Genomic DNA, 12,682 nt, shown 5'->3' with positions numbered 1-12,682 from the left:
TCTCGACGTGTGGCGGGGGTCTCGGCGGTCAGTCCTCGGGATGGAAGCCGATCAGCCAGCGGATGCCGTAGCGGTCGACGAGCGTGCCGTCGTAGTCACCCCAGGGGCGCTTCTGCAAGGCGTCGAGCACTCGCCCGTCGGCGGCGAGCTTGTCGAACCACTCGGTGAGGGTCAGAGCGTCGGCCGTGCCGAGGAGCGACAGGAACATGCCGCCCATCTGGACGGCGTCGTCGTCGGCACCGGCATCCGCGCCGGCGAGCTCGACGAGTCCGCTCAGCTGCCCGTGCGCGACCGCATCGCCCGGGCCGTCATGACGCCCGGCTGCGGCGTAGTCGAACAGCTGCAGGTCACCCCCGAACACGCCCTGGTAGTGATGGAGCGCCTCTGCGGCGTTGCCGGGGAACAGCAGGTACGGGATCAGTCCGCTCATGCCGCGAGTGTATCCGCGACCGTCGAGGTCCTACAGGTCGACGCCCACCAGCACGGGCTCCGGCTGCAGCACGAGACCGAACTCGGCGTGCACCCTGCTCTGGATGAACCGTGCGAGCTCGGAGACCTCTGCCGCCGTCGCACCACCGCGGTTGGTCAGGGCGAGCGCGTGCTTCGTCGACACCGATGCGCGTGAGCGCGGGAGCTTGAACCCCTTGCGGATGCCGGCCTGTTCGATCAGCCAGGCCGCGCTCACCTTGACATCGGAGACGGTCGCGGGCTTCGACGGCGGAACCTGCCCGTCGTAGGCGGCGAGGGGGATCACGGTCACCGCATCGAGGTCCGGGGCGACCGGCCAGCGCGGGCACTCGGGCGGCAGCGACCTGGCCACCGCCGCGGTCACGATGGCGTTCTGGAAGAAGGATCCGACGCCGTGCGTGTCAGGATCCGCATCGTCCAGGATCATCCCCTTCGACGCACGGGTGGCGAGGATCCGCTCCCTGACCCAGCTGAGCGGGACCGGCGTCTCGTCGACGAGCCCGAGCGCACGCCGCAACTGCTCGCCGCGGACCACGCGCTCCCCAGCGATCAGCAGGTCGACGGTCACCGTGAGGATCACGGCGCGACGCTGCGGCACGCTTCCGTGGTGATGCTTGAGCACCGAAGTACGGAAGCCGAGGCCCAGGTCGGCCGCTGGAACGGTCGAGATCTCGCCAGTCGACTCGTCGATCAACTCGACCTCGACCAGCGTCTCCTGGATCTCCTGCCCGTACGCGCCGATGTTCTGCACGGGGGCGGCGCCGACGGTGCCCGGGATTCCGCTCATCGCCTCGAGTCCCGCGTAGCCGCGGGCCACCGCGTAGGCGACCAGGTCGTCCCAGCCGTGTCCGGCCTGCGCGCGCAGACGGATGCGACCCGGGTGCGGGGAGGGAAGCTCTTCGATGCCCTCCGTACGCACTCGGATCACGGTGCCTTCGAAGGGCTCGTCGCCGACGAACAGGTTGGAGCCGCCGCCGAGGACGAACCACTCGTCGCCGTGCGCCCACGTCTCACGAAGGGACTCGACGAGACCCTCGGTCGTCGTCGCCTCGAACATCCGCTCCGGCGCTGCGCCCGTGCGGAGCGTCGTCAGCTCCGCCAGACGGACCGGCTCGATCTCCCGCATCAGACCGCCCTCATCAGACGGCGACGCGCAGCTGCGCCTTGACGAGCACGGTGGTCTCGCCGAACGTGACCTTGAGGTCGATGCGTGCGACCTGCTCGTCGACCGCACCGACGGTCGCGACGACCTTCACGTCCGCACCGTCGACCGGGTCGACGACGACCGGCTTGGTGAAGCGCACGCCGTAGTCGAGGATCCGCGTCGCGGGGTCGAGGGCCGCGACGACGACCGAGGACGCGATGCCCATCGTGAGCATGCCGTGGGCGAGGACGCCCGGGAGCCCGACGGACGCCGCCACATCGTCGCGGTAGTGGATGGGGTTGAAGTCTCCGGATGCTCCCGCGTAGCGCACGAGCGATTCGCGGGTGAGGTGCACGGTACGCTCGGCGATCACGTCTCCGACGGTGTAGCCCATCAGACGGCCTCCCCTTCATCCGTGCTGTCCGCGCCGACCAGCAGCACGCTGGTCGCGGTCACGACGTGGGCACCCGCGGGGTCGGTGATCTCCGCCTCGCTGGTGATCATCGCGTTGCCCCCCATCATCCGGATGCCGGTCACGCGCAGCTGTGCGGTGAGCTCGTCGCCCGCGACGATGGGCCGCGTGTACGTGAAGCGCTGCTCCGCGTGGATGGTGCGCGCGAGTACGATGCCCGAGTCCTCCTGCCCCAGCAGCTGCTGGAGCGTGAGGTCCTGGATGACCATCGCGAAGGTCGGCGGCGCCACCACGTCGGAGAAGCCCGCCGCGCGGGCCGCCTTGACGTCGGTGTGCTGCGGAGCGTCGGCGAAGACGGCACGCGCGAACTCGCGCACCTTCTCACGGCCGACGAGGTACGGGGCCGTCGGCGGGAACTCCCGGCCGACCAGTTCTTGGTTCACTGCCACCCCTCGATCCTACCGAGGCCACCTCTCGGTCAGGCGCGCTTACGTCCTCTGACCGCCTTGATCGCCATCTGCACGGCGATCACCACGAGATATGCCGCGAACAGCATGTTGCCGAGGGTCGGATCGACGATCGTCGCCAACCACGCCCCGAGCGCGGTCGTGGTGCACGCGGAGACGCCGATGAGCAGCGCGGCGAGCAGGTCAACATTGCGGTTGCGCAGATTCCCCACCGTGCCCGAGATCGCCGTCGGGATCATCATGAGCAGCGAGGTGCCCTTCGCGACGAGGTCGCTGGTGCCGAAGGCGAGCATCAGCACGGGGACGACGATGACGCCGCCACCCACCCCGATCAGACCGGCGAGGATGCCGGTGCCGATACCGACGCCGACCAGGGCGATTCCGGTCAGCCAGGTGAGCTCGAACGCGGCGTCGCGCGAGGGGATGACGAGGAAGAGACTGACGATCACGACGAGGAGGAAGCCGACGAAGCCCCAGCGCAGGGCTGTCTGCGAGATGCGCGGCAGCAGGCGCGTACCGATCTGCGCGCCGAGCACGGCCCCGGCCGCGAGGATGATGGCGGGGATCCAGGCGACGGATCCGGTCGTGGCGTATGAGATGACGCCGACGCTGGCCGTCGGGACGATCGCCGCGAGCGAGGTTCCGGCCGCGAGGCGCTGGTCGAAGTGGAGCAGAAGGACCAGCAGCGGGACGATGACCGTGCCGCCGCCGACGCCGAAGAGGCCGGAGAGGAGACCGGCGAGAAGGCCGATCCCGATGAACGTGATGTAGGCGCGAGGCCCTCGTGCCCTGGCCTGTACGTCACTCACCGGATCAGCCTACTCCCGGCCTCCTCCCGTCCCGAACTCAGACCTCCGAGTCCGCCTTGATCGGCACGGCGATCGACTCGGTGAGCGCCTGCTCGTAGCGACGCTGCCGACGACGCAACCACAGCCCACCGATGATCAGCAGAGCGAGCACCCCGTAGGCGATGGCTGCGAACGGCTGCATCACCAACGTGCTCAGGTCTCCCTGGCTCAGTTGCAACGCCTTGCGCAGCTGCTCCTCGGCCATCGGCCCCAGGATCATCCCGACCACGAGCGGCGCCACCGGGTATCCGTACCTGCGCATGAAGTATCCGAGGATGCCGACGATGAGCAGGATCAGGATGTCGGTCGGGGAGCTGTGCAGCGCGTACGCCCCGAAGACGGCGAACAGCAGGATCCCCGCGTACAGGTACGGCCGCGGGATCTGCAGCAGCTTCACCCACATGCCCACGAGCGGCAGGTTGAGCACGATCAGGATGACGTTGCCGATGTAGAGGCTCGCGATCAGCGCCCACACCAGGTTCGACTGGTTCTCGAACAGCAGGGGTCCCGGTTGGATGCCGTACGACTGGAACGCCGTGAGGATGATCGCCGCGGTCGCAGTCGTCGGCAGCCCGAGTGTGAGCAGAGGCACGAGCACACCGGCGGCAGCCGCGTTGTTCGCGGACTCCGGCCCGGCGACGCCCTCGATGGCACCTCGTCCGAACTCCTCGCGGTGCTTCGACAGCTTGCGTTCGGTCGCGTACGAGAGGAACGTCGCGACGTCCGCGCCGCCGGCGGGGATCGTGCCGATCGGGAAGCCAATCGCCGTTCCCCGCAACCACGGCTTCCACGACCGGCGCCAGTCCGCCTTCGTCATCCACGAGCGCCAGCCCCGGGTGACCGGGATGACGTCGACGCCGCCGTGACGTAGCCGTGCGGCGATGTAGAACGTCTCCCCCACGGCGAACAGTCCGACCGCGACCAGCACGATGTCGACGCCGTCGGACAGCGCCGGGATCCCCAGCGTGTAGCGCTGCTGCCCCGAGAGCCAGTCGGTGCCGACGAGTCCGAGGAACAGCCCGACGCCGAGCGAGAGCATCCCCCGGGAGATCGAGCTGCCGATCAGCGCACCCACCGTGATGAACGCGATGACGATGAGGGCGACGTAGTCGGCCGGTCCGAGGTTCACCGCGAACTGTGCGAGCAGGGGCGCCAGCAGGGTCAACCCCAACGTGGCGAGCGTCCCGGCGATGAACGAGCCGATGGCCGCGGTGGCGAGTGCGGCTGCGCCCCGGCCCATCCTGGCCATCCTGTTGCCTTCGATCGCGGTGACGATCGACGCCGACTCCCCCGGGGTGTTGAGCAGGATGCTCGTCGTCGAGCCGCCGTACATGCCGCCGTAGTAGATGCCCGCGAAGGTGATCAACGCCGCCGCGGGGTCCAGCGTGTACGTCAGGGGAAGCAGCAGGGCGACCGTCATGGCGGGACCGATCCCCGGCAGCACGCCGACCGCGGTACCGACGAAGACGCCGAGGAACGCGAAGGCGAGGTATTCGGGTTGCAGCGCCGTCGCGAAGCCTTCGAGGAGCAGCGTCCAGCTGTCCATCAGAACATCCTTCCGAGCCAGCCGAGGGCAGGACCCCACGGGAGCGAGAGACCGAGCAGGCCGCCGAAGGCGATCTGAATCACGACCGCGACCACGATCCCGATCAGGAAGGCCATCCACCAGCGCTTCGCGGCGAGGGACCAGGCGACGCCGCCGAACAGGAGGGCGGCGGCCGGCGCCCAGCCGAGCGGCTCGATCAGCAGGAGGTGCGCGACCACCAGACCCACCAGCTTGGCGAGCGTCACCCAGTCGGTCGGCAGTGTGGTGTCGACGTCCTCCGCCTCCTCGGCACCGCCGCGCTCACCGCGCAGCACGCCGATCAGCACGGCGACTGCAGAGGCGAGCAGGATGACCGACACGAAGATCGGGAACACGGTGGGGCCGGCCTTCATGCCGACGGGGACATGGATCAGGAAGATGCCGACGACGGCGAAGACGCCGAGCGCGACCATGATGCCGGCGAACACGAGTTCGCCGAGGGGGACCCTCATGTCACTGCACCAGCCCGATGTTCTTCAGCGTCGCCGTGACCTCCTCGATGTTGCCCGTGAGGAACTCGTCGAACTCGTCTCCGACCAGGAAGGCGTCGGTCCAGCCCTTCGTCTCCAGCTGTTCGGTCCACGCCGCCGATTCGTGCAGCTCGGTGATGACGCGCACGAGCTCGTCCTTGGCGCCGTCGGAGATGCCTCCGGGGGCGATCACACCACGCCAGTTGGTGAGGACGACGTCGTACCCCTCTTCGGTGATGGTCGGGACGTCGGGGAGCTGTTCGACCGGCTCCTCGCTGGATACGGCGAGCGCCTTGAGCGCACCGCTCTCGACATGCTGGGCGAACTCGCCCACGCCCGAGATGCCCGCGGACACCTTGCCCCCGATCAGCAGCGGCACCGCCTCACCACCACCGGAGTTGGGGGTGTAGTTGAGCTTCTCGGCGATCTCCGCGTCGTCGAGGCCCGCTTCTTCGAGCATGAGCCCGGCGAGGATGTGGTCGGCGCCGCCCGCCGACCCGCCGGTGATCGTGACCGACTGCCCGTTGTCGACGATGTCCTCCACCAGGTCCTCGAGCGTGTCGTACTTCGAGTCGGCGGGGACCACCACGACGAGGGGCTCATCCGTGAGCCGGGCGATCGGTGTCGTGTCCTCGATGCGCACGGCCGAGGCGTTCGTCTCGACAGCTCCGACCATCACGAGGCCCATCACCATGAGCGTGTTCGGGTTCTTCTCGTTGGCCAGCTGCGCCAGGCCCACGGTGCCGCCGGCTCCACCGACGTTCGTGACGGGCGCAGAGCTGACGATGTCGTCCTCCGTGAGCACCTGGGACAGCGCACGACCGGTCTGGTCCCATCCGCCACCCGGATCGGCCGGGACCACGATCGAGACGTCGGTGACCGCGGCGGCCTCGGCGTCCCCACCACCGCCGTCGTCCGTCGGTGCGCTGCCTCCGGCGCAGGACGTGAGGGTGAGTGCGGCCACCGCCATGGCGGCCAGGACTCCGATGCGTGCGTGCTTCATGTGCGCTCCTCCTTGAGCGTTCGTGGTGCTGTGCGTCCACCCTGCGAGCCGGAGAGCCCTCGCTCAAGCTTCGGAAACCATTGGTCGGAGTTTCGAAACTATTGGTCGAGGACCGTGCCGTCCCTCGCGCGCACGGCCCGCCGTCTGGGGCGACAATGGTCAGGTGGCCTCAAAGATGACGCTCCGCATGCAGCTGCTCGTGCTGCAGGCGCTGATCGTGTTCCTGGTGACCCTCGCGACCGGCATCGTCGCCGGGGCGTTCCAGGAGCAAGCGCTCCGCGAGGCCTACAAGGACCGGATGCAGGCCGTCGCCCAGTCGATCGCAGCCCTCCCCGCCGTCCTCGCCGCGTTCGACGACGTTGAGCCGTCGACAGCGATCCAGCCCATCGCCGAGGTCATCCGCGAGGCGTCCGATCTCGCCTACGTGGTCGTCGCCAACGAGGAGGGCATCCGCTACTCCCACCCGAATCCGGACCGCATCGGAGAGACCGTCTCCACCGACCCCTCCATCCCCCTCTCCGGCGAGGTGTACGTCGGCACGCAGACCGGCACGCTAGGCACGTCCTGGCGAGTCAAGGTGCCCATCCGCGACGACCATGACGAGGTGATCGGCACGGCGTCCGTCGGCATCCTCGAATCCGAGCTGAATGAGGAGTTCACGTCCAACCTCGCCTGGCTGATCTCCGCCATGCTCGCCGCGGCGGTTCTCGGGGTCTTCGGATCCGCGTGGGTCACCTCGGTCATCCGACGGCGCATCTACCGTCTCGAGCCCCACCAGATCGCCGCACTCGTGAAGAACCAGGAGACGACGCTGCACGGCCTCAGCGAGGGCGTGATCACCGTCGACGACGAGGGCCGGATCACGCTCGTCAACGACGCAGCGGCGCGGTTCCTCGACCGCGATGCCGCCGAACTCGACGGCTCCCCCGCTGCCGACGTGCTCGGCGAAGAGCTGACCACGGTGCTGCGCGAGGGCGAGTCCGCCGGACGGCCGGTGATCGTCGGCTCCCACGTGCTGGTCGCCCGCAGCACCGGTAGCGAGGGCGAGGACGGCGGGATCGGGGCGACGCTGCTGCTGCGCGACCACACCGAGCTCCACGATGTCGTGCGCAGAGTCGAGGCGGCCGATGCGATCATCGCCTTCCGTCAGCGCTTCGGCATCCCCAAGGGGCTCAGCGCCGAGACGCTCGACCGGGTGTCCGCCGCCCTCGCTGCGCGTCCCGACGCATCCGCCACCGAGATCGGCGCGGATCTCGACATCTCGCGGGTGAGCGCACGACGCTACCTCGAGCATCTCGCGAGCTCCGGACGCGCGGTCCGCGCACTCGACTACGCGACCAAGGGTCGCCCCGGCACGCGCTACCGCGTGAACGGGACGATCTGAATCTTCCCCTGGGACGCAGTGCCGTTGTATGCGACACTGGATCGCACTCGACGACGCCGTCAGCACACCCAGGATCGAAGGAGATCTCATGGTTCGCAGCACCTACCCCGATGTGGAGATCCCCGAGGTCTCCATCCACGAATTCCTCTTCGGAGGTCTCGGCGAGGAGGAGCTCGACACGATCGCTCTCGTCGACGGAGTGAGCGGGGCGACCACCACCTACCGACAGCTCGTAGGCCAGATCGACCTCTTCGCCGGTGCCCTCGCCGCTCGCGGAGTCGGTGTCGGGACCACGATCGGAGTCCTCTGCCCCAACGTCCCCGCGTTCGCCACGGTGTTCCACGGCATCCTCCGCGCCGGAGCAACCGCGACGACGATCAACTCCCTCTACACCGCAGAGGAGATCGCGAATCAGCTCACCGACGCCGGGGCGACATGGCTCGTGACGGTGTCTCCGCTGCTGCCCGGCGCCTCGGCTGCCGCGGAGAAGCTCGGTTTCGCGGCCGACCACCTCATCGTGCTCGACGGCGCCGAGGGGCACCCGTCGCTTCCGGCGCTGCTGGGCGAAGGCCACCCGGCGCCGGACGTGTCGTTCGACCCGGCGACGCACCTGGCCGTGCTGCCGTACTCCTCCGGCACGACCGGTCGCCCGAAGGGTGTCATGCTCACCCACCGGAACCTCGTCGCCAACGTGTCGCAGTGCCGTCCGGTCCTGGGCGTCGAGGCGAGCGATCGCGTGCTGGCCGTGCTCCCCTTCTTCCACATCTACGGAATGACGGTGTTGCTCAACTTCGCGCTACGGCAGCGCGCGGGCCTCGTCACGATGCCCAGGTTCGACCTGCCGGAGTTCCTCCGCATCATCGCGGAACACCGGACGACCTGGGTGTTCGTCGCTCCCCCGATCGCGGTCGCGCTGGCGAAGCATCCGATCGTCGACCAGTACGACCTCTCCGCCGTGAAGGTGATCTTCTCCGGAGCCGCCCCGCTCGACGGGGCCCTGGCCTCGGCGGTGGCGAACCGTCTCGGCTGCACTGTCACGCAGGGCTACGGCATGACCGAGACGAGTCCGGCGGTGAACCTCATCTCCGAGACCCGTGACGACATCGATCGTTCCGCCATCGGCCCGCTCGTGCCCAACACCGAAGCACGCCTGGTCGACCCGGACTCCGGCGAGGACGTGGCCATACCGGCCGAGGGTGCCAGCGAGCCGGGTGAGCTGTGGGTGCGCGGACCGCAAGTGATGGTCGGCTACCTCAACCGCCCCGACGCCACGGCCGAGATGCTCGACGCCGAGGGCTGGCTGCACACCGGAGACGTCGCGACCGTCACCCAGGACGGCATCTACCGCATCGTCGACCGGCTCAAGGAACTCATCAAGTACAAGGGCTACCAGGTCGCACCGGCCGTCCTCGAGGCGGTGCTGCTCGAGCATCCCGCCATCGCCGATGCTGCTGTCATCGGCGCGCTCGACGCCGACGGTCAGGAGGTCCCGAAGGCCTTCGTGGTTCGACAGCCGGACGCCGACCTCGATGCGGAGGCCGTTATGGCGCATGTCGCCGCCCACGTCGCGCCGCATGAGAAGGTGCGACAGGTCGAGTTCATCGAGGTGATCCCGAAATCGAGCTCCGGAAAGATCCTCCGCAAGGATCTGCGTGCACGCTGACCGGCCCGGAAACGAAGAAGCCCGCCACCCCGAATGGGGCGGCGGGCTTCTTCGTGAGCGAAGTGCTTACTCGGACTTCTTCTCGACAGCGTCCTCGGCGGCAGCCTCGGCGGCTTCGCCCTCGGCCTGCGACTCGGCACCGGCGTCGGCGGCGTCCTCGGCGGGAGCCTCCTCAGTGGGAGTCTCCTCGACGACCTCAGCCGGCTCCTCGACCTTTTCGGTCTTCGGCGCTGCGGCCTTCTTGGTCGACTTCGCCTTCGGGGTGACGGGCTCGAGGACGAGCTCGATCACGGCCATCGGAGCGTTGTCGCCCTTACGGTTGCCGACCTTCGTGATGCGGGTGTAGCCACCCTCGCGCTCGGCGACGAGCGGCGCGATCTCGGAGAAAAGGATGTGCACGACTTCCTTGTCACCGATGACCGACAGCACGCGACGACGCGCGTGCAGGTCGCCACGCTTGGCGAAGGTGATCAGACGCTCAGCGAGGGGACGAAGGCGCTTCGCCTTGGTCTCGGTCGTCTTGATCGACTTGTGGGTGTAGAGCGCCGCCGCGAGGTTGGCAAGCATGAGGCGCTCGTGTGCGGGGCCGCCTCCGAGGCGGGGACCCTTAGTGGGCTTGGGCATAATCGTCTAACTCCTGGTCAGAAAGGTCGGGTATCAGAAGGACTCGTCTTCGCTGCCGCCGTAGAAGTGGGAGCCGTCGAAACCGGGCACCGAATCCTTGAGCGACAGACCGAGCGAGATGAGCTTGTCGCGCACCTCGTCGACCGACTTCTGGCCGAAATTGCGGATGTTCATGAGCTGCGTCTCCGACAGGGCGACGAGCTCAGAAACGGTGTTGATGCCCTCACGCTTCAGGCAGTTGTACGAGCGGACCGACAGGTCGAGGTCCTCGATCGGCATCGACAGCTCGCTGGAGTTCACAGCCTCCACCGGCGCCGGGCCGATCTCGATGCCCTCGGCCTCGACGTTCAGCTCGCGGGCGAGACCGAACAGCTCGGTGAGCGTCTTGGCAGCCGAAGCGACAGCGTCGCGGGGGCTGATCGCCGACTTGGTCTCGACGTCCAGGACGAGCTTGTCGAAGTCGGTGCGCTCCCCGGCACGGGTCGCGTCGACGCGGTAGCTGACCTTGAGGACCGGCGAGTAGATCGAGTCGATCGGGATCTGACCGGCCTCGGCGTACTCGTTGCGGTTCTGTGTCGCGGAGACGTAGCCACGGCCACGCTCGATCGTGAGCTCGAGCTCGAACTTCGCGGTGTCGTTGAGCGTCGCGATGACCAGCTCGGGGTTGTGCACCTCGACACCGGCCGGAGCCGAGATGTCGGCGGCGGTGACTTCGCCCGCTCCGGTCTTGCGCAGGTACGCGGTGATGGGCTCATCGCGCTCCGAGGAGACGACGAGCTGCTTGATGTTGAGGATGATCTCGGTGACATCCTCCTTCACGCCGGGGATGGTGCTGAACTCGTGCAGCACGCCGTCGATGCGAACGCTGGTGACAGCAGCACCGGGGATCGACGACAGCAGGCTGCGGCGCAGCGCGTTGCCGATCGTGTAACCGAAGCCGGGCTCCAGAGGCTCGATGATGAACCGGCTACGGTTCTCGACGATCTTTTCCTCGGTCAGTGTGGGACGCTGTGCAATAAGCACTCTGTGTTCCTTTCGATCACATGCCCGCTATATGACATGTGGTGGGGTGAGGTCTTGAGTTGTGGAAGTCGATGCCCGTACGCGGGCGTCGAGCCGCTCGGACCATGGAGGGCCGAGCGGCTCGAAGCGCGTATCAGACGCGGCGACGCTTCGGCGGGCGGCAACCGTTGTGCGCCTGCGGAGTGACGTCCTGGATCGAACCCACCTCGAGGCCGGCGGCCTGCAGCGAGCGGATCGCCGTCTCGCGGCCGGAGCCCGGACCCTTCACGAGGACGTCGACCTTCTTGACACCGTGCTCCGCGGCCTGACGGGCTGCGGACTCGGCTGCCATGCCGGCGGCGTACGGGGTCGACTTGCGGGAGCCCTTGAAGCCCACGCCACCCGACGATGCCCAGGCGATGACGGCGCCGGACGGGTCGGTGATCGAAACGATGGTGTTGTTGAACGTCGACTTGATGTGGGCCTGGCCCAGCGCGATGTTCTTCTTTTCCTTGCGGCGCGGCTTGCGCGCGGCGGCCTTGGGTGCAGCCATGAAAATGTTCTCCTAGTCCCTGGGGCCGCGCTTAGCGGGCCTTCTTCTTGCCTGCGACGGTGCGCTTCGGGCCCTTGCGGGTACGGGCGTTGGTCTTGGTGCGCTGACCACGGACCGGGAGACCACGACGGTGGCGGATGCCCTCGTAGGAGCCGATCTCGACCTTGCGGCGGATGTCTGCGGCGACCTCGCGGCGCAGGTCACCCTCCACCTTGTAGTTGCCTTCGATGTAGTCGCGGAGGGCGATCAGCTGGTCGTCGCTGAGGTCCTTCACGCGGATGCTCTCGTCGATCTCCGTCGCCTTGAGGATCTCGACCGAGCGGGTACGGCCGACGCCGTAGATGTAGGTAAGGGCGATCACCACGCGCTTGTCGCGCGGGATGTCAACGCCGGCAAGACGTGCCATGCGGTTCTCCTGGGTGTTGTGGAGGTGTGGGACAGGATCGGTGCCCGGGCCTCCGCCCGAGGTGTCCCCCGCTTCCGCGGGTTCTGATCCTGCCGTCGTGTGTGTTCAGTTGTGAGATGTGCGTGAGCGATGCCGCACAGCGAGGGACTCAGCCCTGGCGCTGCTTGTGACGCGGGTTGCTCTTGCAGATCACCATGACGCGGCCGTGACGGCGGATCACCTTGCAGTGATCGCAGATGGGCTTGACGCTGGGGTTGACCTTCATGATGTTTCCTGTTCGCTGTCTTCGTACCGCCCCGGACAGGGGCAGGCCGTTACTTCTCGACCGATCAGCGGTAGCGGTAGACGATACGGCCGCGGGTCAGGTCGTAGGGGCTGAGCTCCACGACCACACGGTCCTCGGGAATGATACGGATGTAGTTCTGCCGCATCTTGCCGGAGATCGTTGCAAGGACCTTGTGTCCGTTGCTGAGCTCAACGCGGAACATCGCGTTGGGCAGAGCCTCGGAGATCACGCCCTCGATCTCGATGACACCGTCTTTCTTAGCCATAGCCTCGCTGACGCTTCTGCAGATCGGTCGATCTGCGGTGGGTGAATGGGTTGTGGTGCTGCACCGACGGACACGCCGAATCAAGGCACAAAGCACCAAAGA

Annotated in this window: 16 protein-coding genes; 2 read left to right on the top strand and 14 right to left on the bottom strand. The window is 67.7% G+C overall.

Annotated elements, in window-relative coordinates; translation table 11 throughout:
* Window positions 1–28: 28 nt before the first annotated feature.
* From LVJ59_RS14320 to LVJ59_RS14285, 8 genes are read right to left on the bottom strand one after another with little or no spacing between them, the layout of a single operon-like run.
* On the bottom strand, window positions 29–430 hold the full coding sequence (locus tag LVJ59_RS14320) for a VOC family protein (RefSeq protein WP_047524843.1): 402 nt from the start codon (window positions 428–430) through the stop codon (window positions 29–31).
* A gap of 30 nt (window positions 431–460) precedes the next feature.
* Complete coding sequence (locus LVJ59_RS14315; RefSeq protein WP_232763539.1) at window positions 461–1,594, bottom strand: UDP-N-acetylmuramate dehydrogenase; 1,134 nt, start codon at window positions 1,592–1,594, stop codon at window positions 461–463.
* A gap of 13 nt (window positions 1,595–1,607) precedes the next feature.
* Window positions 1,608–2,006: a MaoC/PaaZ C-terminal domain-containing protein gene (locus LVJ59_RS14310; protein ID WP_047524845.1), complete on the bottom strand. Its 399-nt coding sequence runs from the start codon at window positions 2,004–2,006 to the stop codon at window positions 1,608–1,610.
* Window positions 2,006–2,473 carry a MaoC family dehydratase N-terminal domain-containing protein gene (locus LVJ59_RS14305; RefSeq protein ID WP_047524846.1) on the bottom strand — a complete coding sequence of 156 codons (468 nt, stop codon included), beginning with the start codon at window positions 2,471–2,473 and terminating at the stop codon, window positions 2,006–2,008. The genes LVJ59_RS14310 and LVJ59_RS14305 overlap by 1 nt, the downstream gene beginning before the upstream one ends.
* 29 nt (window positions 2,474–2,502) lie before the next feature.
* On the bottom strand, window positions 2,503–3,300 hold the full coding sequence (locus tag LVJ59_RS14300) for a sulfite exporter TauE/SafE family protein (protein ID WP_047524847.1): 798 nt from the start codon (window positions 3,298–3,300) through the stop codon (window positions 2,503–2,505).
* Window positions 3,301–3,337: 37 nt separating this feature from the next.
* Entirely contained in the window at window positions 3,338–4,885 is a 1,548-nt protein-coding gene (locus tag LVJ59_RS14295) for a tripartite tricarboxylate transporter permease (protein ID WP_232763538.1), read from the bottom strand.
* On the bottom strand, window positions 4,885–5,376 hold the full coding sequence (locus LVJ59_RS14290) for a tripartite tricarboxylate transporter TctB family protein (RefSeq protein ID WP_232763537.1): 492 nt from the start codon (window positions 5,374–5,376) through the stop codon (window positions 4,885–4,887). Before LVJ59_RS14290 ends, LVJ59_RS14295 begins: the two co-directional genes overlap by 1 nt.
* A gap of 1 nt (window position 5,377) precedes the next feature.
* Entirely contained in the window at window positions 5,378–6,397 is a 1,020-nt protein-coding gene (locus LVJ59_RS14285) for a tripartite tricarboxylate transporter substrate binding protein (protein WP_232763536.1), read from the bottom strand.
* A gap of 163 nt (window positions 6,398–6,560) precedes the next feature.
* Between LVJ59_RS14285 and LVJ59_RS14280 the strand changes: the two genes are divergently transcribed.
* Window positions 6,561–7,781, top strand: a complete 1,221-nt coding sequence (locus LVJ59_RS14280) for a PAS domain-containing protein (protein ID WP_232763535.1) — start codon at window positions 6,561–6,563, stop codon at window positions 7,779–7,781.
* Between the two features lie 88 nt (window positions 7,782–7,869).
* A complete protein-coding gene (locus tag LVJ59_RS14275) occupies window positions 7,870–9,444 on the top strand; it encodes an AMP-binding protein (RefSeq protein WP_232763534.1) in 1,575 nt (524 codons plus the stop codon).
* A gap of 66 nt (window positions 9,445–9,510) precedes the next feature.
* On the opposite strand, the gene rplQ is transcribed toward LVJ59_RS14275, so the two are convergent.
* The 6 genes from rplQ to infA form a co-directional block, all read right to left on the bottom strand.
* A complete protein-coding gene (gene rplQ, locus LVJ59_RS14270; protein WP_232763533.1) occupies window positions 9,511–10,068 on the bottom strand; it encodes a 50S ribosomal protein L17 in 558 nt (185 codons plus the stop codon).
* A gap of 33 nt (window positions 10,069–10,101) precedes the next feature.
* Window positions 10,102–11,091, bottom strand: coding sequence for a DNA-directed RNA polymerase subunit alpha (locus LVJ59_RS14265; RefSeq protein WP_047524097.1), 990 nt, complete (start codon window positions 11,089–11,091; stop codon window positions 10,102–10,104).
* A 133-nt stretch (window positions 11,092–11,224) separates the two neighbouring features.
* Window positions 11,225–11,623, bottom strand: coding sequence for a 30S ribosomal protein S11 (rpsK, locus tag LVJ59_RS14260; protein WP_017829189.1), 399 nt, complete (start codon window positions 11,621–11,623; stop codon window positions 11,225–11,227).
* A 31-nt stretch (window positions 11,624–11,654) separates the two neighbouring features.
* Window positions 11,655–12,029 carry a 30S ribosomal protein S13 gene (gene rpsM / locus LVJ59_RS14255; protein WP_047524098.1) on the bottom strand — a complete coding sequence of 125 codons (375 nt, stop codon included), beginning with the start codon at window positions 12,027–12,029 and terminating at the stop codon, window positions 11,655–11,657.
* A 148-nt stretch (window positions 12,030–12,177) separates the two neighbouring features.
* Entirely contained in the window at window positions 12,178–12,294 is a 117-nt protein-coding gene (rpmJ, locus tag LVJ59_RS14250) for a 50S ribosomal protein L36 (protein WP_005050492.1), read from the bottom strand.
* Between the two features lie 64 nt (window positions 12,295–12,358).
* Complete coding sequence (infA, locus tag LVJ59_RS14245) at window positions 12,359–12,580, bottom strand: translation initiation factor IF-1 (RefSeq protein WP_017201569.1); 222 nt, start codon at window positions 12,578–12,580, stop codon at window positions 12,359–12,361.
* Window positions 12,581–12,682 lie beyond the last annotated feature (102 nt).

The organism is Microbacterium sp. KKR3/1 (assembly GCF_021272365.1).
Taxonomy (GTDB): Bacteria; Actinomycetota; Actinomycetes; order Actinomycetales; family Microbacteriaceae; genus Microbacterium; species Microbacterium aurugineum.
Note: the sequence above shows the minus strand (reverse complement) of the source record. Positions and strands in the feature narration are given on the sequence as shown.

Coding starts and splice junctions, on each gene's coding strand:
- LVJ59_RS14275 (WP_232763534.1), top strand. CDS start 7,870: ATGGTTCGCAGCACCTACCCCGATGTGGAGATCCCCGAGGTCTCCATC.
- LVJ59_RS14295 (WP_232763538.1), bottom strand. CDS start 4,885: ATGGACAGCTGGACGCTGCTCCTCGAAGGCTTCGCGACGGCGCTGCAA.
- LVJ59_RS14320 (WP_047524843.1), bottom strand. CDS start 430: ATGAGCGGACTGATCCCGTACCTGCTGTTCCCCGGCAACGCCGCAGAG.
- rpmJ (WP_005050492.1), bottom strand. CDS start 12,294: ATGAAGGTCAACCCCAGCGTCAAGCCCATCTGCGATCACTGCAAGGTG.
- LVJ59_RS14310 (WP_047524845.1), bottom strand. CDS start 2,006: ATGGGCTACACCGTCGGAGACGTGATCGCCGAGCGTACCGTGCACCTC.
- rplQ (WP_232763533.1), bottom strand. CDS start 10,068: ATGCCCAAGCCCACTAAGGGTCCCCGCCTCGGAGGCGGCCCCGCACAC.
- LVJ59_RS14315 (WP_232763539.1), bottom strand. CDS start 1,594: ATGCGGGAGATCGAGCCGGTCCGTCTGGCGGAGCTGACGACGCTCCGC.
- rpsK (WP_017829189.1), bottom strand. CDS start 11,623: ATGGCTGCACCCAAGGCCGCCGCGCGCAAGCCGCGCCGCAAGGAAAAG.
- rpsM (WP_047524098.1), bottom strand. CDS start 12,029: ATGGCACGTCTTGCCGGCGTTGACATCCCGCGCGACAAGCGCGTGGTG.
- LVJ59_RS14290 (WP_232763537.1), bottom strand. CDS start 5,376: ATGAGGGTCCCCCTCGGCGAACTCGTGTTCGCCGGCATCATGGTCGCG.
- LVJ59_RS14285 (WP_232763536.1), bottom strand. CDS start 6,397: ATGAAGCACGCACGCATCGGAGTCCTGGCCGCCATGGCGGTGGCCGCA.
- infA (WP_017201569.1), bottom strand. CDS start 12,580: ATGGCTAAGAAAGACGGTGTCATCGAGATCGAGGGCGTGATCTCCGAG.